The organism is Paenibacillus agaridevorans, from assembly GCF_003112455.1.
Lineage (GTDB): Bacteria > Bacillota > Bacilli > Paenibacillales > Paenibacillaceae > Pristimantibacillus > Pristimantibacillus agaridevorans.
The window spans coordinates 45211-66831 of sequence record NZ_BDQX01000398.1; the positions used below are offsets into that span (position 1 = coordinate 45211).

A 21621-nucleotide genomic window follows, 5' to 3' on the forward strand; every position below is an offset into this window, starting at 1 on the left:
AGCTCCGGCAATCGGCCTTGCGCTGATCTATGCGTTTAATCCCGCAGCCATTCTCGACTCCGCGGCATGGGGGCAAGTCGACGCCGTGTTTGCGCTGGTGCTGACGCTTGCGATCGCCGGCATGGCGGAGCGCAAGTTCGGCAGGGCATCGGTCTGGTATGCGATCGCGGCGCTGATCAAGCCGCAGACCTTTATTTTTATGCCCATCCTGCTTGTTGCCTTGGTGCTCGGACGGAAGTGGAAGGATGTTGCGGTCAGCGCCTATTATGGCTTCGGTACGTTCATTCTGCTTGCGCTTCCGTTTTTCTGGGGCCATGGCGGACTAAAGGGCGTTTACGAGCTGTACAAAGGGACGTTGTCTTCTTACCCTTATGCGACGCTCAACGCCTTTAATCTGTATTCGTTGACGGGCGGGAATTGGGCGCCGTTGACGGACAAATGGCTGTTCATTCCCTATCAGACATGGGGTGGTCTGTTTATAGGGGCCGCTGTGCTGGCGGTTCTTCTTCTTTCGTTTGCCCGTGTAAAGCGGAATAACGAGGACCGGTCATTTTATGTGGCGATGATCCTGATCGCCATCGTATTTATCGGCGTAACCAAGATGCACGAACGTTACATGTTCCCTGTTATGCTGCTCAGCTTATTCGCGTATATTCAGTCTATGGACCGCCGAATGCTGCGGCTGTTCTTCGGCTTCACGATAACGAATTTTATCAATATGAGTTACGTGCTTAAGTTCAGCGAGCAGACGACCAATGTGCCGACGGACGGCGTGGTCATCCTGTGTTCGCTGGCGAATATCGGCTTGCTGCTATACGGATTGTACGTTGGACACGATCTCTACCGGAACGGCAATCGACAGCAGGTGGAGATGTTGCAGCCCGATGAGCGGCTGCGAGCCGATGCCGAGCGCTTGGAACCGTTCCGTGTGCGGACCGGCGAACGATCCGCGGGTCTCCGCCGGTTGAGCCGCAAGGATTGGTGGTGGATGGGCGGTATTACGGCCGTGTATACCATCGTGGCGCTCGTCAATCTGGGATCGTTTAAAGATCCGGAGACGGTCTGGCATCCCTCCTCGGCCGGCGAAGGTTTCTACGTCGATCTGGGAGAAGTGAAGCAGCTCGAGCGGCTGACCAGCTTCGGCGGCGTTGGCACGGGGACTTACGCCTACGAATTCGCCGAGACGCCGGATGTTTGGAATAACCGGATCGAGGTCGACAATAATCATGTGTACGTCTTCGCATGGAAGAGCCAGCAGCTCGACGTGAAGGCGCGTTACGTCAAGCTGACCGTTACGGGAGCCGGCTTTTCGATGAACGAGCTTGGCATCTACGAAGCCGGCAGCAAGGAGCCGCTGCCCATCAGCTCCATCGTCGCTCTGAGCGATAAGGAGCCGAAGCGCGGCGCGATAACGAATCTGTTCGATGAGCAAAAGCTGATGGTTTATAATCACGAATTTATGAAGGGCAGTTATTTCGACGAAATCTATCATGCCCGAACGGCCTACGAAAATCTGGAAGGTCTCGTTGCGTACGAAAATACGCATCCGCCGCTTGGCAAGCTTATTATCGCGATAGGCATCAAGCTGTTCGGACTCAATCCGTTCGGATGGCGGATCGCCGGCACTTTGTTCGGCGCGGCGATGATTCCGCTTATCTATCTCATGGCGAGACGGCTGTTTGGAGGAACGACGTTCGCCGCGATCGCCGCGCTGCTGCTTGCGGCAGACTTCATGCATTTCACGCAGACGCGGATTGCGACAATCGACGTATACGGCGTGTTCTTCATAATGTTGATGTTCTATTTCATGCATCGATACGTCACGATGAACTTCTACCGATCGTCTCTCTTGTCGACGTTCGTGCCGCTGGGGCTGGCCGGACTTGCGTTCGGTCTCGGCGTCGCCTCCAAGTGGATCGTCTTGTACGGCGGAGCGGGTCTTGCCATCATGCTGGCGTTGTCGCTGATCGATCGCTACAAGGAATACGCGGCGGCTAAGAGACGACTAAAGCGCGGCGACGGGCTGGACGGATACAACCGGGCCGAGCTGGAACGGGCGTCCCGCTTGTTCCCGCGCAACACGATCATTACGCTAGCGGCCTGTCTTCTGTTCTATATCGGAATTCCGGCAGGCATTTACGCTCTTTCGTACATTCCGATTCTAAACGTCATGTCTGGCGGCTATACGTTGAAGGCGTTAGTCGATTACACGACGCATATGTACAACTATCACAGCCAGCTCGTCTCGTCCCATCCATTCTCTTCTTCCTGGTGGGAGTGGCCGTTCATGAAGCGTCCCGTCTGGTATTATTCCGGCAGCGAGCTGCCTGAAGGGATGAAGTCCACGATCGTGGCGATGGGCAATCCGCTTATCTGGTGGATCGGTTTGTTTACGATGATGGCGACGGCTTATATCAGCATCAAGCGCAAGGACAGATCCGCTTACATGATCTGGATTGCCTTCCTGGCCCAATATGTGCCGTGGATGCTGGTGCCGCGGGAGACGTTCCTGTACCACTATTTTGCAATGGTGCCGTTTATTATACTGGCTACGGTCTATTGTCTGAAGCATGTCGAAGAGATTCGCCCCGGCTTCGCCAAGGCGAGAAATGCGTATGTCGCTGCGGCGATCGGATTGTTCGTCATGTTCTATCCGGCTCTCTCGGGCATGCTGGTGCCGAAGTGGTACGTCGACGTCCTGCTGCGCTGGTTCCCAAGCTGGTTATTTTAGATCGATTGAGGTTATTGAAGCGAGGAGAAATGGCAAATGTCCGTTAAAGTCAAATATAGCGTAATCGTGCCGATGTACAACGAAGAAGAGGTCATCGACCATACTTACGGCCGGCTGAAGGAAGTGATGGACGCTTCGGGCGACCCGTACGAGCTCATCTTCGTAAACGATGGCAGCCGCGACCGGACGGTGGAGAAAACGGCGCTGATCGCCAGCGCCGATCCCAATGTGCGTCTAATCGACTTCTCCCGCAACTTCGGGCATCAGATCGCGATCTCTGCCGGCATGGATTATGCTCAGGGCGATGCGATCGTCGTTATCGATGCGGATCTGCAAGATCCGCCCGAAATTATTTTGCAGATGATTGCAAAGTGGAAGGAAGGGTATGAGGTCGTCTACGGGCGCAGACTAAAGCGCAAAGGCGAGACGCTTTTTAAAAAGCTGACGGCCTTGGCCTTCTACCGGCTGCTGCGGAGTATGACGAACGTTGAAATCCCTCTCGATACGGGCGACTTCCGCCTGATCGACCGCAAAGTGTGCGATGTGCTGCGCGGGCTGAAGGAAAAAAACAGATTCGTGCGCGGCCTGATCAGCTGGATCGGATTCCGGCAGACCAGCGTTGAATATATTCGCGAGGAAAGATTCGCGGGCGAAACCAAATATCCGCTCAAAAAGATGATCGGCTTCGCGCTGGACGCCATTACCTCGTTCTCCCATAAGCCGCTTAAGATCGCGACCTATCTCGGCTTCTTCTTGTCGCTCGGAAGCTTTATCTATCTGATCGTCATCCTCTATCAGCGGCTGTTCACGTCGACGACGATTGAGGGCTGGACGACGACCGTAGGTCTTAGTTTGCTGTTCAACGGCATTATTCTCCTTCTTCTTGGCGTTATAGGGGAATATATTGGTCGTATCTACGACGAATCCAAGGATCGGCCGTTGTACATCGTGCGCGAAACGTTGGGATACAAGGAGCATGAACATGCGGTTGAGGAGGGGCCAAAGGCCTCGGACGAGCGGAAAGCGGCGAATCGGGATGGCCGGTAAAGGCAATAAGGGATGGCTGCCGCAGCTAGTAATGTTCGGCTTGATCGGCGTTCTGAACACACTTGTCGACTTCGGCATGTTCGCCTTATTAACATGGTTGTCTCTCCATTATGCGGTTGCACAGACGCTGGCCTACTTGGCTGGCATGGCGAACAGTTACCTGCTTAACAACGCCATAACCTTCCGCTCTCAGCGGCGGGAGTCGTCCGGCAGAACGGGCGCGGCCTTGCGCCGGCAGCTTCGATTTCTCGTCTGGAACGGAGTTATGCTTCTTCTGTCGATCGGAATGTTAAGCGGAGCGGTGCAGCTTCTTGGATGGTCGGCTTGGTTGGGCAAGATTGTTGTTACGATATTGATTTTGGGACTGAATTTTTATGGAAGCAAACGCTGGGTATTCGCGGGTGATCGCAGCAAGAAAACCGTAGAGCTGGGATAGAGTGGAGGTTGATCATGAGACGTTGGATCGCATATAGTCTTGTCTTAATCGGTATTGTCATTCTTGCATACCCCAAGGCAAGCGAATGGTACAATGACAAGCAGCAGGAGAAATTAATGGCGCAGTGGGAGATCGGCGAGACCAACGAGGAAGCCGGTCAAACGGCGCTGGAGCAATATGGCGGATTGACGACCTTATTCGAGGAGCTGGATGCGGAGGAAACCAGAACTCCTGTCCCAACGGATACGGCCGCCGAGAGTGGGCCGTCACCGACGGCGTTACCTGCCGAAAGCAAGGTAGAGCCAATCGCGACAATCCGGATACCGAGCATCAAGCTTAAGCTGCCGGTGCTGGAAGGCGCGACGCAGAAGAACATGAAGTCGGCAGCCGCCCACTTAAAGGAAACGGCGTCCATCGGGGAGATCGGCAATGCTGCAATCGCCGCGCATCGAATGCGGGCGAAGGGCAAGCTGTTCAACCGTCTGAACGAGGTAAAGGTCGGCGACGAGATTATCATCGAGACCAAAACCGGCAAGTTCACCTACATCGTGTACGATACGTCTATCGTACTGCCAACGGACGTGTCCGTCCTGAATTACAATGATAAGGACAAGCGCTTGACGCTTATTACCTGCGACCCCGTCGTCGACCCTACGCATCGGCTCATCGTACATGCCGCGATCAAGGAGTGACCTCGTTCTAATGCGCCTATTTTGTGCATAGACAGCACCAATGCCCTGCCCCCTTCATATGATAAGTTGACTGTATCCCTTGACCTTGTTATACCATAAAAACCCGAGCAAGGAGGGGTGACACACATTGAAGGGAAGCGACCACAAGAGCAAGTTTTTATTGACGCATCGTGAACGAGAGGTATTCGAGCTGCTGGTACAGGACAAAACGACGCGGGATATAGCGCAACAACTTTTTATCAGCGAGAAGACCGTTCGCAATCATATTTCCAATGTCATGCAGAAGTTGAACGTCAAAGGTCGTTCGCAAGCGGTTGTCGAGCTGATTAAGCTTGGGGAGTTACAAATCTAACATAACCCAGACTTCCATTCCGGTTTGCCGTGGCGAGAGCCCTTCAGGCTTAGAATGGCATGAATGACTAAGGCGGCATAGCGATGTGTCGTCTTTTTCTTTTGCTCGGGAAGGGAAGGCGGGCATGTCCTTGACTTGTGGGGAGGACGACGGGACGGGCTAACGGACACCAACGACGCTAATTGTTTGTTTTTAAGCAATTTAAAAATCTAACGGACATAGAAGGCCCTATTCCACCAAAAAGAAGCGAATTGTAGCTTGATTGGCGGGAATAAGGTCGCCTGTGTCCCTTAGAATCAATTAACGTCGCTGATGAGGCTGTTGATTCATCGTGGACGGCAGCGCAGTTAAGTAAAGGCTGATCGTAACGGACACAGACGATCTTACTTCCGTCAAAACCGCATAGAATGGGCGGAAATGCACCAAATAGCGTCATCTGAGTCCCTTAGATTTTCAATATCGCGAAAATGCTGCAAATAGAGGCTCTGAGGTCCGTTAGCGAAAGCAGAACGTTTCAGCTCAGTTACTCACAATGAATCGACAGCCTCCTGATGTCCGTTAGAACTAGCTGTTGCCGAGCGGCTTCCACCGGTTTTGAGCTAATGATGGGATCTCGAACAGAATACGTGTGCTTGGATCTCATATGCGAGATCAAGAGAGCGAACTTGTCAGCTTTCCCCTCAAATCCTCGAGCTCCTTAACGAAGGCATCCCTGATGAAAGCGGGATGGATGCCTCGTAGACAAGCCCCGAACTGGTGAATGTACTGCAACAAATATGGCGTTTCAGCAGGTTCGATCCAGCCCGATAGCACGCAGTCATCGTTTGTCTCGGTTAACGACATGCGGGGATCGTGGTTCCTTTCGAAAATGGCTTTGCCTTCACCCGTAAGCTCGATTCGGTAGTCAATCGCGGACTGGCTTCTGGTCGCCAAGTCAAGGCGGTTACTCAAATCGATATCCTGCAGCCAGGGGAGAGGTTCTTCAGTAAGAGTCTCGGCCTGTAAGATTCTGTCGCAACGGAAAACCCGGTACTCCCCTTTATCCAAATCGAAGGATGGGCAATACCAGTTCCCGCGATCCGCGAGCAGGCCGATCGGCTGAATTCGACGTTCCGTTACCGCTTTCGGAGATTGATAACTGATTCGCAGGACAGACGGATACATAATCGCTTGAAACAGTTTCTCGAGCTGCGGACATTCATTTGTTATTTTGGCCGTACCGAATGACACGCGGGAGCCGACTTGCTCCAGCATGTTTTTTATTTTGGGCGACACGGATTGAAGAAATTTATGCTGAATGGCATCGTATTCCGCTTTGAACGGCAACGAACCCAGCAGCTCCATGCCTTTCATGGAGAAAAACAAAGCATAGGTTTCCTGCGGCGTAAACGTGACCGGAGGGATACTGTAAGAGTCCAAAATTTTGTACCCGCCATATCGCCCCGGCTCGGAATATAAAGGGACCCCGATATCTTCAAGCGATTGAATGTATCGGAGAGCGGTGCTTTTGGAGAGAGCAAACTCCGTCATTAACTCGCGAAGCGTGAATCGGTCCTGATGGTATACATAGTTCATGATTTTATAAAGAACTTCGTATTTTTTCATATTCGCCACCAATGGTATCAGAATTTGAAACCTATGAGTATTATACTGTTCCTTGTACAGACTGAACAGGATGAACATATAAAAGGAGGACGAATGGATGAATTACGAAGTAGTGACCTTTCTGTCGATGAATGGAGCGGGGGGAGAAGCCATTGATTTTTATACCCGTCATCTTGGAGCAAAAGCGGTGTATATAGTGACTTGCGAGGATATGAAGAAGCTGGATCCAATGATGGTCGTGGAGGAAGGGAAGGAGCACTGGATCTCGCATTCCGTTCTGGAGGTTGGCGTCCACAAAATCATGCTGGCGGAAGAAACGATGGTTCCTGACGAAAGATACCTGGCAGGCAACCATATGTCGCTGTGCATTCAGTCGGCGGACAAGGGGCGGATCGAAAGCATGTACGAATCACTCACTCAGGATGCAAGAACGGAAGTCATTACCCCTCTCGGTCCGGTTGTGTTCAGCGAGGCGTATGGCATTGTGCGGGATCCCTTCGGCATTCTGATCCAATTAACGTACGACAAGAGGCTGGCTGAGGGTGACAATCATTGAAGGGAAGCGACCACTGGAGCAGCTATTGACTGATGTATCGTGATGTGAGGTATGCGAGCTGCTGGTACAGGATGAAACGAGGCGGGATAAAGCGGAAGACATTGCATCCGCGAGAAGGACGTTCGCAATCATATTTCCAATGAGATGTGGTGTGAAACACCAAGATAAAGTAGCGGGAATGGTTGATTTTGTTGGGTTTTTAGCAGTAGCAGTTGTCAACCGAATATACTTATTAAGGCACTATGACCGTGTAAATCAAAAATAGACTAAGCGATAGCTGTCCATTTATGGGAGGCATCGTTCGGTCTATTTTTCAAATTCGACATTCAAGGTTTCAAAATTCACCTTGCATTTGGATCTCATCATAAAATCAATGCCAACAATTCCATCAAATCCATAGGGTTCTTGAATCGAGCCAAGCTGAATCGAGAAATTATCTAAAATGACCTGTTCAATGCGAAGTTCGGAAATCTGTTGTTCATAGCATACCTCACTCGTTCCCCCTACCCCGTACATTCGTTTGGCTCGTCCATTGATAAAATCAATGTAGATGCCTATTGCCCCTAATGCATCGGTATCAAACACTGTTGCCGCACAGCCCGTGTCAAATAGTACATTGTTCAGAACAATGGATTGGTCGTTTCGAGTCAAAGTCAAGGAAATGATAGGCAAACCGTTCTGAATTCTTATCTTCATAGCTGCTGCCGAACTCCTGAGAAAAACTCCTCTACAACTTCCACATCGCTTCTGCTCGTATGAAATACATACAACTCACGAGACGGATGTAGCTTGTGCAATTCTTTATAGCCGCTCCACGCTTCTTGCGGATTATCGTAATCCTGAATGACTGCCATTTCCTCTAATTGACGTATACGATTGCTGGAGCTTGCCTTAATTGCCTCAATCAGCACAAAACGACCCGGATGCAATTCTGTAATCTCTTCCCATTTCATCGGCGTCACCTCGCTTTGAATTTTAGTCATCTTAATTATAGCATATCTACTCCAAATCTACTCCAAATGGTAGGAAGGAGGTGCGTTACAAAAAACTAGCTTCGAATGGAGGGAGAGACTATGCCATGCATGTCCTCGACTTGTGGAGAGAATGGGTTAACGGACGCCAGCGTCGCTAGGCGTTCCTTCCTCACGTTTCGATCATGTCAAGGTTCCCACCGTTTCATCTCGCGATGAACAAAAGATGGAGGGTAGCTCATAATTCGTTTGAACATTCGATTGAAATAAGCCTGATCGCTGTAACCAAGATATTCGGCCACTTCTCCAATCGTCATCCTGGAGTCGAGGATCAAGTCTCGTGCAGCGTAGATACGAACTTGATGCATGTAGGCAATGGGCGTCATCCCCGTCACGACTTTAAACGTTTGCGTGATATAGTTAGGCGCACGGTTGATGTGATTAGACAAATCCTCAATACGAATGGGCTCTCTGTAATGCTTCCGTATATAATCCTGGACCTCCTGCATAAGCCGCAGCTTGACGGAAGCAATTTTTTCCTCCGCTAATTCCCGCGAGTAATAACCGAGCAGTTCGATCGCGATGCCGGTGCTGATCAGTTCGCCATGAGGGAGTCGTCGGAACCAGTGATGCTCCAGCGCTGCGAACCTTGTTTTCATCAAATCGAGATTTCGCGTTCTCACTTTGCGATATGTGCGGGCGCTATCAAACGGGAATTGTCCCGGATTATACGGCTTGTAGTGAAAAGAATACTTCTGATGAGGTCCTTCGGGAGCATTGACGCCTGACCGCATCATGCCTTGCGGGATGAACAACATATCCCCCTTGTTCAATTCGACTGTCTCCCCGTTTAAACCATAAATAGCTCGTCCATGGACAATTAGAATAAGCATGTCTGTCAAAGTTGGCTTCTCTTCGATGTGCCAATCCGGATTCATATCGTCCAGACAAACGGCTAAAAGCTCAATCAACTTCAGTCGCCTCCCTAATTGGGTTGATTTAAAAAATAGGATTGCTAATTAAATTATACATTAGAATCGTACAAATAATAATTGAATTAGCAATCGTAATACGATCACGTTCGATCTAAAATTAAGATGCGATCAACGATAAGGAGGAGGATTGGATGGCTGTCTATCCAGTTGCGAGGACAGAAGAGATTCCGGAGGGAACATTCAAAATTGTACAAATCGAGGGACGCTCTATCGGTGTATATAATGTTAAAGGCGAATATTATGCCATAAACAATTATTGTCCTCACCAAGGGGCAGAGCTATGCAAAGGTCCGGTATGCGGCACGACGCTCGAATCGCAAGTGTATGAGTTTATCTATGGACGGGATCGGGAAATTTTGCGATGCCCGTGGCACGGCTGGGAATTTGATATTAAGACCGGCAAATCGCTATTTAGCGATAAAGTGAGGGCGCGAAGCTACCCCGTTATCGAGGAGGATGGACAGATCGGCATTGTAATCGGCCAACCGAAGCAGAGGGAGGGGACGGAAGGATGCTAAAAGACAAGCAGGAGACGATGCCGGTAATCGATTGCGACGTACACAACCAGTTTCGGGGCGGTGGAGATTTGCTCCCTTATCTGGATGAGCCTTGGCGCAGCCAGGCTGCCCGCTTCGGCGTGCCAAGCGCCGGTGCGCCTTATGCATCTCCGGTCGGGAACAAAAGGAAGGACGCCGATCCGCCGAGCGGATTGCCGGTCGGCTCGGATCCCGCTTTTATGCTGGAGCATTATGTCAATCCATTCAACGTTGAATATGCGCTGCTCTGTTCGGATTCGATTATCGGCATCTCCGGATTCGCTGATCCCGATTACGCCGCCGCTATCTGCCGCGCTTATAACGACTATGTAATTGCCGAATGGTTTCCGGTTAGTTCAAAGTTTAAGGGATACATGTGTGTTGCTATGCAGGACCCTGCTCAGGCCGTTCGCGAGATTGAGCGAATCGCGCCCCATCCGGACATCGTTGCCGTCTGTGTTATTGGCGGTTCCCGCATGCCTTACGGCGATCGATATTTCCATCCGATCTACGAAGCCTGTCAGCGCCATCAACTGCCGCTCCTCATACACCCCGGCGCCGAAGGCGGCGGTATCTTTAATCCGCCGACGGCCGTCGGCTACGTCTCGAACTACTTGCAATGGCATACCTGTTTGCCGCAAACGTACATGGCTCATCTGGTCAGCCTCGTTTGCGAAGGCGTGTTCGAGAAATATCCGGAATTCAAGGTCGTATTGTGCGAAGGCGGCGTCACCTGGCTGCCTCCGCTATTGTGGAGGCTGGATAAAAATTTCAAGGCGCTGCGCTCGTCCGCGCCATGGTTGAAGCGGATGCCAAGCGAATATGTAAGGGATCATTGCTTTATGACGACCCAGCCGATCGAGGAGCCGAACAATCTGAAGCATCTGGATATGATGTTCGAGATGTTCGACGCAGAGAACATGCTGTTGTTCTCCAGTGATTACCCTCATTGGGATTTCGACGATCCAACACAGATACTGCGCCGTTTGCCGGAGGAGAAGAAACGCAAAATATTCAGCGAGAACGCAAGGAAACTTTTTCGATTATAGAGCAGAAGGACGTTGAAAGCCTTCTGCCTTGCCAAACGCCATTATGATGGAGGTACATCCTAACGTGACTACGATGCAGCAAGAATATGATATTACTGACATATTGATTATTGGGGGAGGGCCGGCAGGCATGTTTGCCGCATTTTACGGAGGAATGCGGCAAGCTTCCGTTAAGCTTATCGAAAGTATGCCGCAGCTCGGCGGGCAGCTTGCTTCGCTTTATCCCGAAAAATATATTTATGACGTTGCAGGTTTTCCGAAGATTACGGCCCAGGAGTTGGTAAACAATCTCTCCAGGCAGATGGATTTGTTTCATACGGAAATACGTCTTAAAGAGAAGGTCCAGTTGGTACAAAAGCTTGACGAAAGGCACTTCGTTGTCAGAACCGACAAGGGCGAGCATCATGCAAAAACGGTTATTATTACCGCCGGCGTAGGCGCCTTCGAGCCTCGAAGGCTGGATGTAGAGCGCGCCGATACGTTCGAGGATAGCAATTTGCACTATTTTATTGACGACCTTAGCCGTTTCCAGGGGAAAAAGGTGCTTATCTCCGGCGGGGGAGATTCCGCAGTAGACTGGGCGCTCATGCTTGAACCGATTGCCGAGCAAGTTCATCTGGTACATCGACGCGACAATTTTCGCGCACATGAGCACAGTGTTGCAAAGCTGCATGCATCCAGTGTAAACATTATTACACCAACCGAAATAACCGGCCTCCACGGCGATGACCGAATCGACAGGGTGACCTTGACCCACGTCAAAACGAATGCCACGCAAGAGATCGAGGTCGATGAGCTTATTGTAAATTTCGGCTTCGTATCGTCGCTTGGACCCATATCCGAATGGGGCTTGCATATTGAAAACAATTCCATCGCGGTCAATTCCCGCATGGAAACCAGTGTGTCGGGCATATTTGCTGCCGGAGACATTACGACATATCCGGGCAAAGTGAAGCTGATAGCCGTTGGATTTGGCGAAGCGCCTACGGCTGTTAACAATGCCAAGGTCTATATGGATCCCAATGCGCGGTTGGCTCCGGGACACAGCAGCAACATGAAGCTCTGAGCAGAAGTTCTGTTGAGCTTGCCCTGCCGAAATGTGAAGCTAAACCTGTTCCTCTTATGGTGAACCTCCCCCACTTACTGCTAACAGGTTGAAGTGGGGGCTTCTTACCATCAACAACTTCGATACAACGTTGTAGAAGCGGGTTTGCCACTCCTGCTCCATACCTTCTAGCTATGTGTATGGGTGTCATCGAAAGCGGTCTAAGTAAGCAACATGTGCCCTTGGCACATGGGGCGGAACAACCCATCTACTACTTCTTGCTTACGCAATCCGTAGATACTTGACTTGTGAATCCACATCGGAATGGACCATCTTATCATATAGAGCTTTACTGAGAATATTCCTCGCTCCATGAATATCCCGATGCTCCTTGTACCCGCAGGCACATCGGTAATTTCTCGAAGAAACTTTATTTCTCTTCGTGCAGACTGGACAAGTCTGACTCGTATAGGATTCGTCTATGCTGTGGAGCTGGATGCCTTGCTGCTCCAGCTTGTAGGTCAAGTACTGTTTCACTTTACCGAAAGACCAATTCGACAATCGCTGTGCTTGTTTACGGTTGACACGGTTTTTCTTACGCGTATTTCGCTGGACGCCTTCTACATTTCCCATATGGACATCGGAGACCGACTGCTGGACACACCAATCTACAAATAGCTTCGTGGTCTTGTGCAAGGCATCTCTCAGTTGTTTTTCGGACTTACTGAGGATATATCGTTTGGCTTTCTGGTACTTTCTCCACTGCCGTGAGCCCTTTTTGCATTTAGACTGCAGCCGCTGAATGTCCGCCAACTTTTTGTTGCGTAAACGATGAATAGAGCGCACCTTTCGTCCTGTGATCATTAAGCTTTCCCCATCCTCGCAGAAAGCGGATAGTGTGTGAATTTCACCCGGATCAACCCCGGCCGTCTGTTTCTTCTCGTAATGTTTGCTTTCGAACCCGTCTTCATAGGAAACAGCCAGGTATAACTCGTTGTCATAACAAAGCTCAATTTCTTTGATCTGACCATCAGGAAGCCCGGTCGTATGGATCACGATAGGTTCCTCCCTCTTTCCTTGGTGATTTCCCATCGAAAAGGAGATGGTCCCGTTTGGGGCTACCTTGAATCCATCCTTCGCCCATTTTGTGTTGTAATGCTTCTTGTTCTTATACGGATACCGTGCCGTTTTCACTCCCTGCTGTACCGCTTGATAAGCGGAATCCCGGGCAAACAGGTATTTATGGCAAACCGACTGGATCGACTGACTATGCAAGTGAAATCTACCCTTGGTTTGCTGCTGGAGTTCTGATCGTGTGATCCATTTCCCATGTGTCGTGTAATGGTCCTTGGATAATTTCAGGCATTCGTTCCACACTCGCGCCGATTCCCGGTTGCAGGCAAATAATCGGTCCATATTCCTATTGGATGCCCCAAAATGTACGATTTGAGCTCGTATCATTGCACTACCTCCATCGAACATATACGTATACTCATAACTCAATTTTACCACACATACGTTCGTATACAAAGGAGTTTGTGCGAACAAAATTTGTATAAGACAGGCCATTCATCTCGCCGCCTACGCGCTCACTACCCGCGAGTAAGGTAGCTTAGAGGCGGGAGACTTCTGACCCAAAAATGTTAAAATAAGCTCGATTCGCATAAAACGACGGAAGGGGCGGGATTATGCAAATGAAACTGGAGCGACTCATCTCCATCATCTATAAGCTGCTTAATCACGATGTGATATCGGCTGCCGCGCTTGCGGATGAGTACGGGGTGTCCCAGCGCACGATCTATCGGGATATCGACGCCATCTGCGCAGCCGGTTTCCCTGTCGTATCGTATCAAGGCCAAAACGGCGGTTACGGAATCATGGACGGTTATAAAATGGACAGGAGCCTGCTAGGCTCTTACGATGTTTCTTCCTTGATTACGGTGTTGGCCAGCCTCTCCTCCGTATTTGAGGATGAGCGCGCGCAAGGGACGATCGAGCGACTGAAAACCATCGACAGGGGGCGCGAGACGGTTAGTCTTAAGGTTGATCTGGAGACGAAACGCACGGAGCCCGAGCTGCTCCCCCTGCTTCGCAAGGCCATCTCCGAACGCAAGGTCGTCGCTTTTGACTACATTAATTGGAATAACGAGCGGACGAACAGAGAGTTGGAGCCGCTAAGACTCCACTTCAAATACGGCAATTGGTATATCCAGGGGTATTGCCGAAGCAGACAGGGGGAGCGGGAGTTTCGTCTATCCCGCATGTTGAATCCGGTCGTCACGGAGACTGTCTATACGTTGCGTGACGCATTGCGGAACGAAGAATCGCAGGCGCAACGTCTATCCAAGGATGGGGTGGCTGATGTCGTCCTGAAAGTCGGCCCCGAAACTTTGGCGGAAGCCATGGATCACTTTAACTTTGCCGACAGGGAATTTCTCGATGACGGAAGCATGATGTTGAGAATTCCCGTTTATCGCCCTTTGGAAGCGCGATGGCTGTGGTCGATTCTGCTTGGCTTCGGCGGCGGAGCCGAAGTGCTGGAGCCGCGAGAGCTTCGAGCCATCCTGAAGGACCAGCTTCGCAAGGCCATAAAACTTTATGAAGAAGTATGACAGACTGCTGTCATACTTCTTTTTTTATAATGACGACAGGATCAACGGCAAAGCCAACACAAATACAAGGGAGACTGAAAAACAATGAGCAATCATCCAATCGAAATGTTCAACTACCACACATGGGCTACCGCAACGATTCTGGGACGGCTAAAGGAGCTTCCGTCCTCCGTGCTGCATCAGGAAGTAAACAGTTCTTTTCCTACGATAGCCCACGCTCTCAGCCATATGTATGCGATTGATGCCGTTTGGTACAAAGTGTTAACGGGAACTAATATGCGGGAAGCCATGGGCTCTTATGCCGCACTGAATGATGAATTGCTGGATTCCGTTGAAGCGTATGCGGACAGATTCGCAAAGCTGGGCGATCAATTTAAGGCATGGATGAAGAGCCAGTCCGATCTGGAGCAGTCGATTATGCTGGATAACCCGTTCGCGACGGTCCGAGAAACAAAGCTGTCGGAAATTTTACTGCAAGCCGCCAACCATGGCACCTACCACAGAGGCAATATTACCACGATGATCCGGCAATTGGGATTTGCTTCGACGATGAATGATTATTCGTTATACTGGTACGTGAAGGAGGCGTCAAAGTAAATATGGATATTGAAAATCTGCTGGAAGCGACAACCAGGGAAGAGCTGAGGAGTTGGCTTCAACAAAATAGCAAGCTTGAGAAGTGCTGCTGGGTCGTCGTCGCCATGAAGGCGGAGCCTGGCAAGCTGTTCTACCTGGACGCGGTCGAAGAAGCGTTGTGCTTCGGATGGATTGACGGCACCAAGAAAAAAATATCCGATACTCAGACGGTTCAAAGACTTTCCCCCCGAAGCAAAAAAAGCTCATGGACCGAATTGAACAAAGAACGTGTCCGCCGACTCGAAAGATTGGGGCTCGTGACGGAAGAAGGACGAAAGGCGCTTCCCGATATGAACCCCGAATCGTTCCGGATCGACGACGGAATCATGCAAAAGCTGAAAGAAGATTCGCAAACTTATGAGCATTTCCTGGCTTTCCCTGCGCTTTACCAAAGAGTGAGGATCGATACGATCCAAAGCACGCGAAGCCAGCCGGAGGTGTACGAGAGCCGCTTGTCGAAGTTTCTGGACAACACGAAACTTAATAAAATGTATGGTCTATGGCACGATAATGGCCGACTGTTGGAGGATTAGACGAGATTACAAATATATAAATATGTATAGAAGACGGCATCTCAATGACGCTGTCTTTTTCTTGTTTTAAGCCCAAACCTCGAATAAGTGTCACCCATCCGCGATTTCTATCAATTTTCCATTTAAAGTCCACGCTGAAGTATAACATTTCGTGAACCCGTTATATCGTTGCAAACGGCCGATCCGTCTACAATTAGTTCAAACGACAACAACGGGAGGATGAGCATGCCGCAAGCAGCAACCGAACAGCCCTACAACAGGCCGGATCGGCGTCACGACCGCAAACCCTTTCTGTCCAGGCTGATGAAACAGCTGGATGTGCAACTGATGGTGTGGCCGTCGATCATTATTATTTTCGTCTTTGCCTACATCCCCATGTACGGAGTTCTTACCGCGTTTATGGACTACAACTTGTTTACGGGAGCCCGGATTTTCGATAATCCGTGGGTAGGGTTTAAACATTTTGCGGCGTTCTTCGACGCGCCCGACTTTGGTACGATTTTGCGAAATACGATCGTGATCAGCTTGCTGAAATTCGTGATCGGATTCCCTGCGCCGATCCTTCTCGCGCTAATGTTGAACGAAGTGAGACATATGTTGTTCAAGCGATTCGTGCAAACGATTACGTACTTGCCGCATTTCATGTCCTGGGTCATTGTCGGGGGCGTTGTCATGTCGCTGCTGTCGACCGAGAACGGCAGTATCAATATTATGCTGCAGAAGACAGGAGCCATCGACGAGTCGATCAACTTTTTATCCATCAAGGATTACTTCTGGACGATTCTCGTCTCGACGAACGTGTGGAAGGAAATCGGATTCAGTTCGATCGTTTACCTGGCAGCCATCGCGGGTGTCGATCAACATATGTACGAAGCGGCCGATATCGACGGGGCCAGCAAGTTCAAACAAATTTACCTCATCACCGTGCCAAGCATTATGCCGGTCATTATCATCTTCATGATTCTGGCGGCTGGCAATCTGCTCAACGCGGGTTTCGAAGACATCCTCATTTTGGCTCAAAACCCGCTGCTCAGGCCGGTGTCGGATGTCATTGACACTTACGTGTACAGGGTCGGCTTGCAAAATCAAAAATACTCTTACGCAGTTGCGGTTGGCTTATTTAAAGCTATCATCAGTATCGGGCTGCTTACGCTCGCCAATTATTTGGCAAGACGGTCCGGCAATAGCTTATGGTAGAAAGCGACTGATTTATCATGAGCGCCTTCCTAGCCGAAGGTTTCTCAATATCTTGCAAGCTGGAGGTCGTTAACATTGCGTTTGAAACGATTGGGAGCCGCTGACCGGGCCATGGTCATCTGCATATATGTCTTCTTGGTTCTGTTGTCCTTCTCCGCGCTATATCCGTTCTGGAACACGCTTGTCGTTTCGTTAAACGAAGGGATGGACACGGCGAAGGGGGGAGTGACGTTTTGGCCGCGCGTCTTAACCTGGACGAACTACGATATCGTGTTCGGCGACAAAAACTTGCTAAACGCCTTCTGGATCTCCATCAGCCGAACCGTCGTCGGTACGGTAAGCGCGACGCTGGTAACGGCTATGCTCGCTTACGGGATGACCAAGTCTTACCTGATGGGCCGCAAGTTTTATACTTTTTTCTTTGTGTTTACCATGTATTTCGGCGGCGGTCTAATCCCGACGTTCTTGCTGATCAAGTCGCTAGGGCTGATGAACAACTTCCTTGTCTTTATTATTCCCGCGCTGGTCAGCGTATGGAACATGATCGTGTTCCGAACGTTCTTTAAAGGTTTGCCGGCGGGGCTTGAGGAATCCGCGCAGATCGACGGCTGCAGCAATTGGGGCATCTTTGCCAAAATTATTTTGCCTCTCTCCGGTCCGGTCATTGCTACGCTTGGATTATTTACGGCGGTAGCCCATTGGAACGACTGGTTCTTGCCGACGATCTATATCTTCGATCAACAGCTGATGCCGGTGCAATCGCTGCTGCGCCGTTTGCTGAACGCGAATCTGATTTCGGAGCAGATGGGGATCGATTCCAATACGGTCGAACGAATGTCGAAGAAAAGCATTACTTCGAAGTCGCTCGTCAGCGCGACGATCATGGTCGTGACGCTGCCGATCATCGCGGTGTATCCGTTTGTGCAGAAGTATTTCGTCAAAGGCGTTATGGTTGGTTCCATGAAAGAATAGCAAGTTGGCTTCGGTTTAAGGCGGTTAACGCTTTGGACATATAAATTACGGGATGAGAGGGGCATAAATACCGCATGAAAAAGTTGAAAAAGCCGAACGTATGGATTCTTGCGACGGTTGTTGCATTGACGACGGCGCTTGCAGGCTGTTCCGGCAACAGCAACGGGGAGGGCGGCAGCACCAAGCCGTCGCCGACGAACACGGCGAAAGCAGGGGAGAAAGACAACGCCGGCGAAAGCGAGGACGCGCCTTGGGTATTCGGCTCCGAGCCGCTGGAGTTCACCGCGTACACGCATTACGGCTGGCAGGATTTCCCCGAGAAGATGGAAGATGTGCCGCTCTGGAAGTATTTGAAGGAGAACAAGCAGCTTAACATCAAGTCGATTCAAGCAAAGGGCAATCATGCGCAGCTCATGAGCACGATGATGGCTAGCGGCGATCTGCCGGAGCTTATCTATGGCGACCGTTACAATCCGGATATCGAAAGGTTGATCGACAACGGCAAAATCGTGGCGCTTGACCCGTATCTCGACAAATATCCGAATCTCAAAAAGTGGCTTGATCCGCAATTGATGGATCTGCTCCGGTCCAAGGACGGCAAGCTGTATAAGTTCCCGAACTGGTATACAAACAAATCGACGAACACGGCGGGTTATGTCGTGAACAAAAAAATCTACAACGAGCTAGACCAGCCGCCGCTGCAAACGATGGACGATCTGTACGCCTACCTCGGCAAAGTTAAGGAGAAGTATGGCGACGAGGTGGTGCCGTTCGAGCCGGACCGCACGGTCGACGGCCAAGGCATCGGCGTTCTGTACACCGGTTTTGCCGAAGGCAACAACTACAAGTCGCTCAGTAGCGACGTGCAAGGCGTGATCAAGGACAACAAGCTGACATCGCTGTTTATGGATCCGTCGTTCCGCGAGTCGCAGAAGTTCGTCTCCAAGCTGTATCGCGAAAAGCTGATCTCGCAGGACATGTTCACGCAAGACCGCGGCAAGGTGCTGGAGAAGCTGATGACGGGGCGCGTGGCGGTTTATGCGGGTTCGGGTCCGACGACTTATGCATCGCAAGCGCATAACGAGCTAATCAAGACCGATCCGGAAGCGGGTTACTTTATGATCAAGCCGATTCATAAGGCCGGTCTGGACCAATCGAACATTCATCCGGGCGGCTACGACCGTCTCGGCTGGAACATTACGACGATTACGACGAAGGCCAAGGATCCGGAAAAAATCTTTGCTTTCCTCGATTGGCTGACGGGTCCGGAAGGCATGACGATCCAATTCTTCGGGCCGGAGGGCGGCAACTGGAAAGGTTTCGACGAGAACGAACAGCCGATCTTTACGGATCAGTACGACCCTGCCCAAGTGACGGAAATCCAAGCGCTTAACGACCGCGTTATGATCGTTGGCAACACGTCTTATATCGATCCGGCAAAAATGAAGTACGAAAACGCCAAACCGCCGGAAGAGCAGAACTGGTCGGCTCGTTACCAAAGCACCATTACGTGGCCGTCCGCTAACGATATTACGGCGCTCAACAACAAGCTGAATCCGGAGCCGGATTCCGAGCTCGGCGACATCAGGCAAAAGATACTCGATCTCATTACGCAAGTGCTTGCGGAATCCGCTACGGCAAGCAGCGACGAGAAGGTCGATCAAATTCTCGACAAAGCCCAAGCGGACGCGGAGTCGTACGGATACAACAAGCTGCTGGAGTGGCGCACGGAGCAATGGCTTGAGAACAAGAAAACGCTAGGCATGGAATAATGATTCGTTTATAGCAAGACGAGAGCGTCCCAAAGGAGCAGGAAGAATCCTTTGGGATAACTCCCGTTTTTTGTGATTTAACTTGCAAAAAATCTATTTTGTTTTAGATATTTTTGGTATTATTATGGCATTCTTCGATGACGTGTTCATGTGTGAATGAATTGGAAGGACGGGGGTGCTCTGCATTGAAAGGGATGGGAAGAGCGGTCTGGAAACCGCTGAGTATTGGACTACTGCTGATCTCGTTAATCGCATGCAGCGAGGCGGAGAGGGGGCAGCCCGAGCCGTCGGATGAGGCGCCCGAAGCTGCTGCAACCGAAACTCCGCGAACGGAAGACGGCCTATACGCCCTAGGGAGGGAGCCGCTCTACATGACCTTTTACGCACATTATGGCTATTATACGATGCCCAAGTGGGGAGCTGATCCTTCTTCGGCCTGGATTCGCGACAAGTTGAACGTCCATGTGAAGGGGGTCAGCGCGGAAGGCGACGGCAAGCTGATGCTGCAGAAGATGGTCGCCGGACAGCAACTGCCGGATGTGGTATGGGGTGAGAGGGACGCCGATCTGGAAAGATTGCGGGAAGCGGGGCTGCTCGTGCCGCTGGACGAGTATATTGCCGAATACCCCAACTTAAGGCAATGGGCGGGAGAGAAGATCATCAATTTGCTTCGATCGCCGGATGGCCATATCTATTATTTTCCAAACTATTATTCCAATAAGCCGTACGGCAATGCCGGTTTTGTCGTCAACAAACGAATTTATCGAGAGCTTGGTTCTCCCAAACTTGAAACAACCGACGACCTGTACCGGTACTTGCTCCGGGTTAAAACGATGTTTCCGGATGCGGTGCCGTTCGAGACGGGGCTTGCGAAAGAAGGGCAAGGCATCGACCAGTTGTTCTCCTCGTTCAAGGAAGACAACTTCAGCTTTACTCGCTACTTCGCGGTGGCAAACGGCGAACGGATGACATCTATCTACGAGGATGCCGGCTTCCGCGAATCGGCATTGTTCGTCGCCAAGCTGATGAGGGAAGGCCTGATGACGCAGGATGCGCTGGTGCAGACGGAATATCAGGTGAGCGAGAAGCTGATGGCGGGGAAGGCGGCCGTGTACGCCAGCGCCGATCCGATGCGGATGATAATGACCGCGGACGCGGAACTGTCGAAGGCCGATCCTGAGGACGGATATTTTTTTATCGAGCCGATCTATAAGGAAGGTCTTGATCCTGCCCGAATCTATCCAGGCACCTATAATGTGCTCGGGTGGAACGCGGCGGCGATCACGACGAGCGCGAACAATCCGGAGGCGATCTTCGCGCTGCTCGACTGGATGACGGGCCCGGAAGGCTCGGCCGTGCAGATGTGGGGGCCGCCAGGCGAGGACGGCTATTGGAACGGCTTCAAGGAGGATGGAATAACGCCTGCTTTCACGAGCAAGTACAGCTCCGATCCCCAGGGACTCGCGGAAATACAGGCATTGTCGGGCGATATGATCTGGGTCGGCAATACGGGTTATCTCGACAAGACGAAGAGCGAATACGAAGCAACGCTTCCGGATGAAGATCAGAATTGGGCTACGTACTGGCAGCAGAACATTACCTGGCGCTCGCAGGGAGACGCAACGCCGTTTATCAAGCTGATTCCGCCTTCCTCTATCGAAGAGGGGCGAATTTATCTCAAGCTCAAGGAAATTTGGCTTGCCGCCCGCGCGGCCGCCATGTTCGGCCGTACTGACGAAGAAGTGCTGGAGGTGCTCGACGATGCGCACGCGGCTTCCGTGGAAGCGGGTTTCGACTTGTATCTGGATTATATTACGAAGCGTTGGCAGGACAACTTGCGCGTATTAAATAACGACTGACGATCTGCGCGCGTGAGCGAACAAC

General features: G+C 51.0%; 21 protein-coding genes. 16 read left to right on the forward strand and 5 right to left on the reverse strand.

Features of this window, described 5'->3' with window-relative positions:
* The 5 genes from PAT3040_RS31025 to PAT3040_RS31045 all read left to right on the forward strand — a co-directional run.
* Window positions 1-2731: glycosyltransferase family 39 protein (locus PAT3040_RS31025; RefSeq protein WP_181376945.1), on the forward strand; the 2731-nt coding region annotated here is incomplete at its 5' end.
* A 36-nt stretch (window positions 2732-2767) separates the two neighbouring features.
* Window positions 2768-3778, forward strand: a complete 1011-nt coding sequence (locus tag PAT3040_RS31030; RefSeq protein WP_087571539.1) for a glycosyltransferase family 2 protein — start codon at window positions 2768-2770, stop codon at window positions 3776-3778.
* Window positions 3768-4214, forward strand: a complete 447-nt coding sequence (locus PAT3040_RS31035; RefSeq protein WP_181376946.1) for a GtrA family protein — start codon at window positions 3768-3770, stop codon at window positions 4212-4214. The genes PAT3040_RS31030 and PAT3040_RS31035 overlap by 11 nt, the downstream gene beginning before the upstream one ends.
* 14 nt (window positions 4215-4228) lie before the next feature.
* Window positions 4229-4906 (forward strand): class D sortase, encoded by a 678-nt coding sequence (locus tag PAT3040_RS31040; RefSeq protein ID WP_108995716.1) that lies wholly within the window; start codon window positions 4229-4231, stop codon window positions 4904-4906.
* Window positions 4907-5033: 127 nt separating this feature from the next.
* A complete protein-coding gene (locus PAT3040_RS31045) occupies window positions 5034-5258 on the forward strand; it encodes a helix-turn-helix domain-containing protein (RefSeq protein ID WP_006040330.1) in 225 nt (74 codons plus the stop codon).
* Window positions 5259-5909: 651 nt separating this feature from the next.
* On the opposite strand, the gene PAT3040_RS31050 is transcribed toward PAT3040_RS31045, so the two are convergent.
* Window positions 5910-6863 carry a helix-turn-helix transcriptional regulator gene (locus PAT3040_RS31050; protein ID WP_181376947.1) on the reverse strand — a complete coding sequence of 318 codons (954 nt, stop codon included), beginning with the start codon at window positions 6861-6863 and terminating at the stop codon, window positions 5910-5912.
* Window positions 6864-6960: 97 nt separating this feature from the next.
* Between PAT3040_RS31050 and PAT3040_RS31055 the strand changes: the two genes are divergently transcribed.
* Entirely contained in the window at window positions 6961-7419 is a 459-nt protein-coding gene (locus tag PAT3040_RS31055) for a VOC family protein (protein WP_108995718.1), read from the forward strand.
* Between the two features lie 306 nt (window positions 7420-7725).
* On the opposite strand, the gene PAT3040_RS31060 is transcribed toward PAT3040_RS31055, so the two are convergent.
* From PAT3040_RS31060 to PAT3040_RS31070, 3 genes are all read right to left on the reverse strand, one after another.
* A complete protein-coding gene (locus PAT3040_RS31060; RefSeq protein WP_087571544.1) occupies window positions 7726-8115 on the reverse strand; it encodes a pepsin/retropepsin-like aspartic protease family protein in 390 nt (129 codons plus the stop codon).
* Window positions 8112-8372: a hypothetical protein gene (locus PAT3040_RS31065; protein WP_087571572.1), complete on the reverse strand. Its 261-nt coding sequence runs from the start codon at window positions 8370-8372 to the stop codon at window positions 8112-8114. Before PAT3040_RS31065 ends, PAT3040_RS31060 begins: the two co-directional genes overlap by 4 nt.
* 206 nt (window positions 8373-8578) lie before the next feature.
* Complete coding sequence (locus tag PAT3040_RS31070; protein ID WP_108995719.1) at window positions 8579-9361, reverse strand: AraC family transcriptional regulator; 783 nt, start codon at window positions 9359-9361, stop codon at window positions 8579-8581.
* Between the two features lie 155 nt (window positions 9362-9516).
* Between PAT3040_RS31070 and PAT3040_RS31075 the strand changes: the two genes are divergently transcribed.
* The 3 genes from PAT3040_RS31075 to PAT3040_RS31085 all read left to right on the forward strand — a co-directional run bounded on the left by PAT3040_RS31075 (window position 9517) and on the right by PAT3040_RS31085 (window position 12036).
* The gene (locus PAT3040_RS31075; protein ID WP_108995720.1) at window positions 9517-9903 is read left to right on the forward strand and encodes a Rieske (2Fe-2S) protein; all 387 of its coding nucleotides are present in this window, start codon (window positions 9517-9519) and stop codon (window positions 9901-9903) included.
* Window positions 9897-10970 (forward strand): amidohydrolase family protein, encoded by a 1074-nt coding sequence (locus tag PAT3040_RS31080; RefSeq protein ID WP_108995721.1) that lies wholly within the window; start codon window positions 9897-9899, stop codon window positions 10968-10970. Before PAT3040_RS31075 ends, PAT3040_RS31080 begins: the two co-directional genes overlap by 7 nt.
* 73 nt (window positions 10971-11043) lie before the next feature.
* Window positions 11044-12036, forward strand: coding sequence for an NAD(P)/FAD-dependent oxidoreductase (locus PAT3040_RS31085; RefSeq protein ID WP_181376949.1), 993 nt, complete (start codon window positions 11044-11046; stop codon window positions 12034-12036).
* Between the two features lie 261 nt (window positions 12037-12297).
* On the opposite strand, the gene PAT3040_RS31090 is transcribed toward PAT3040_RS31085, so the two are convergent.
* Complete coding sequence (locus PAT3040_RS31090) at window positions 12298-13392, reverse strand: RNA-guided endonuclease InsQ/TnpB family protein (protein ID WP_258235249.1); 1095 nt, start codon at window positions 13390-13392, stop codon at window positions 12298-12300.
* A gap of 317 nt (window positions 13393-13709) precedes the next feature.
* Here PAT3040_RS31090 and PAT3040_RS31095 point away from each other — a divergent pair, with 317 nt between their 5' ends.
* The 7 genes from PAT3040_RS31095 to PAT3040_RS31125 all read left to right on the forward strand — a co-directional run bounded on the left by PAT3040_RS31095 (window position 13710) and on the right by PAT3040_RS31125 (window position 21596).
* The gene (locus PAT3040_RS31095) at window positions 13710-14627 is read left to right on the forward strand and encodes a helix-turn-helix transcriptional regulator (RefSeq protein ID WP_108995744.1); all 918 of its coding nucleotides are present in this window, start codon (window positions 13710-13712) and stop codon (window positions 14625-14627) included.
* Window positions 14628-14711: 84 nt separating this feature from the next.
* Window positions 14712-15224, forward strand: coding sequence for a DinB family protein (locus PAT3040_RS31100; protein WP_108995723.1), 513 nt, complete (start codon window positions 14712-14714; stop codon window positions 15222-15224).
* A gap of 2 nt (window positions 15225-15226) precedes the next feature.
* Window positions 15227-15796 (forward strand): YdeI/OmpD-associated family protein, encoded by a 570-nt coding sequence (locus PAT3040_RS31105; RefSeq protein WP_108995724.1) that lies wholly within the window; start codon window positions 15227-15229, stop codon window positions 15794-15796.
* Between the two features lie 225 nt (window positions 15797-16021).
* Window positions 16022-16993 (forward strand): ABC transporter permease, encoded by a 972-nt coding sequence (locus PAT3040_RS31110; protein ID WP_108995725.1) that lies wholly within the window; start codon window positions 16022-16024, stop codon window positions 16991-16993.
* Between the two features lie 81 nt (window positions 16994-17074).
* Window positions 17075-17965, forward strand: a complete 891-nt coding sequence (locus PAT3040_RS31115; protein WP_219930340.1) for a carbohydrate ABC transporter permease — start codon at window positions 17075-17077, stop codon at window positions 17963-17965.
* A 74-nt stretch (window positions 17966-18039) separates the two neighbouring features.
* Window positions 18040-19737: an extracellular solute-binding protein gene (locus PAT3040_RS31120; protein WP_108995726.1), complete on the forward strand. Its 1698-nt coding sequence runs from the start codon at window positions 18040-18042 to the stop codon at window positions 19735-19737.
* Window positions 19738-19931: 194 nt separating this feature from the next.
* Complete coding sequence (locus PAT3040_RS31125; RefSeq protein ID WP_108995746.1) at window positions 19932-21596, forward strand: extracellular solute-binding protein; 1665 nt, start codon at window positions 19932-19934, stop codon at window positions 21594-21596.
* Window positions 21597-21621: the final 25 nt, after the last annotated feature.

What these genes read in the sequence shown, in the direction of transcription:
- PAT3040_RS31110 (WP_108995725.1), top strand. Translation starts at nt 16,022, where the DNA reads ATGCCGCAAGCAGCAACCGAACAGCCCTACAACAGGCCGGATCGGCGT.
- PAT3040_RS31040 (WP_108995716.1), top strand. Translation starts at nt 4,229, where the DNA reads ATGAGACGTTGGATCGCATATAGTCTTGTCTTAATCGGTATTGTCATT.
- PAT3040_RS31060 (WP_087571544.1), bottom strand. Translation starts at nt 8,115, where the DNA reads ATGAAGATAAGAATTCAGAACGGTTTGCCTATCATTTCCTTGACTTTG.
- PAT3040_RS31065 (WP_087571572.1), bottom strand. Translation starts at nt 8,372, where the DNA reads ATGAAATGGGAAGAGATTACAGAATTGCATCCGGGTCGTTTTGTGCTG.
- PAT3040_RS31085 (WP_181376949.1), top strand. Translation starts at nt 11,044, where the DNA reads ATGCAGCAAGAATATGATATTACTGACATATTGATTATTGGGGGAGGG.
- PAT3040_RS31035 (WP_181376946.1), top strand. Translation starts at nt 3,768, where the DNA reads ATGGCCGGTAAAGGCAATAAGGGATGGCTGCCGCAGCTAGTAATGTTC.
- PAT3040_RS31120 (WP_108995726.1), top strand. Translation starts at nt 18,040, where the DNA reads ATGAAAAAGTTGAAAAAGCCGAACGTATGGATTCTTGCGACGGTTGTT.
- PAT3040_RS31050 (WP_181376947.1), bottom strand. Translation starts at nt 6,863, where the DNA reads ATGAAAAAATACGAAGTTCTTTATAAAATCATGAACTATGTATACCAT.
- PAT3040_RS31125 (WP_108995746.1), top strand. Translation starts at nt 19,932, where the DNA reads ATGGGAAGAGCGGTCTGGAAACCGCTGAGTATTGGACTACTGCTGATC.
- PAT3040_RS31100 (WP_108995723.1), top strand. Translation starts at nt 14,712, where the DNA reads ATGAGCAATCATCCAATCGAAATGTTCAACTACCACACATGGGCTACC.
- PAT3040_RS31075 (WP_108995720.1), top strand. Translation starts at nt 9,517, where the DNA reads ATGGCTGTCTATCCAGTTGCGAGGACAGAAGAGATTCCGGAGGGAACA.
- PAT3040_RS31080 (WP_108995721.1), top strand. Translation starts at nt 9,897, where the DNA reads ATGCTAAAAGACAAGCAGGAGACGATGCCGGTAATCGATTGCGACGTA.
- PAT3040_RS31095 (WP_108995744.1), top strand. Translation starts at nt 13,710, where the DNA reads ATGAAACTGGAGCGACTCATCTCCATCATCTATAAGCTGCTTAATCAC.
- PAT3040_RS31055 (WP_108995718.1), top strand. Translation starts at nt 6,961, where the DNA reads ATGAATTACGAAGTAGTGACCTTTCTGTCGATGAATGGAGCGGGGGGA.
- PAT3040_RS31105 (WP_108995724.1), top strand. Translation starts at nt 15,227, where the DNA reads ATGGATATTGAAAATCTGCTGGAAGCGACAACCAGGGAAGAGCTGAGG.
- PAT3040_RS31030 (WP_087571539.1), top strand. Translation starts at nt 2,768, where the DNA reads ATGTCCGTTAAAGTCAAATATAGCGTAATCGTGCCGATGTACAACGAA.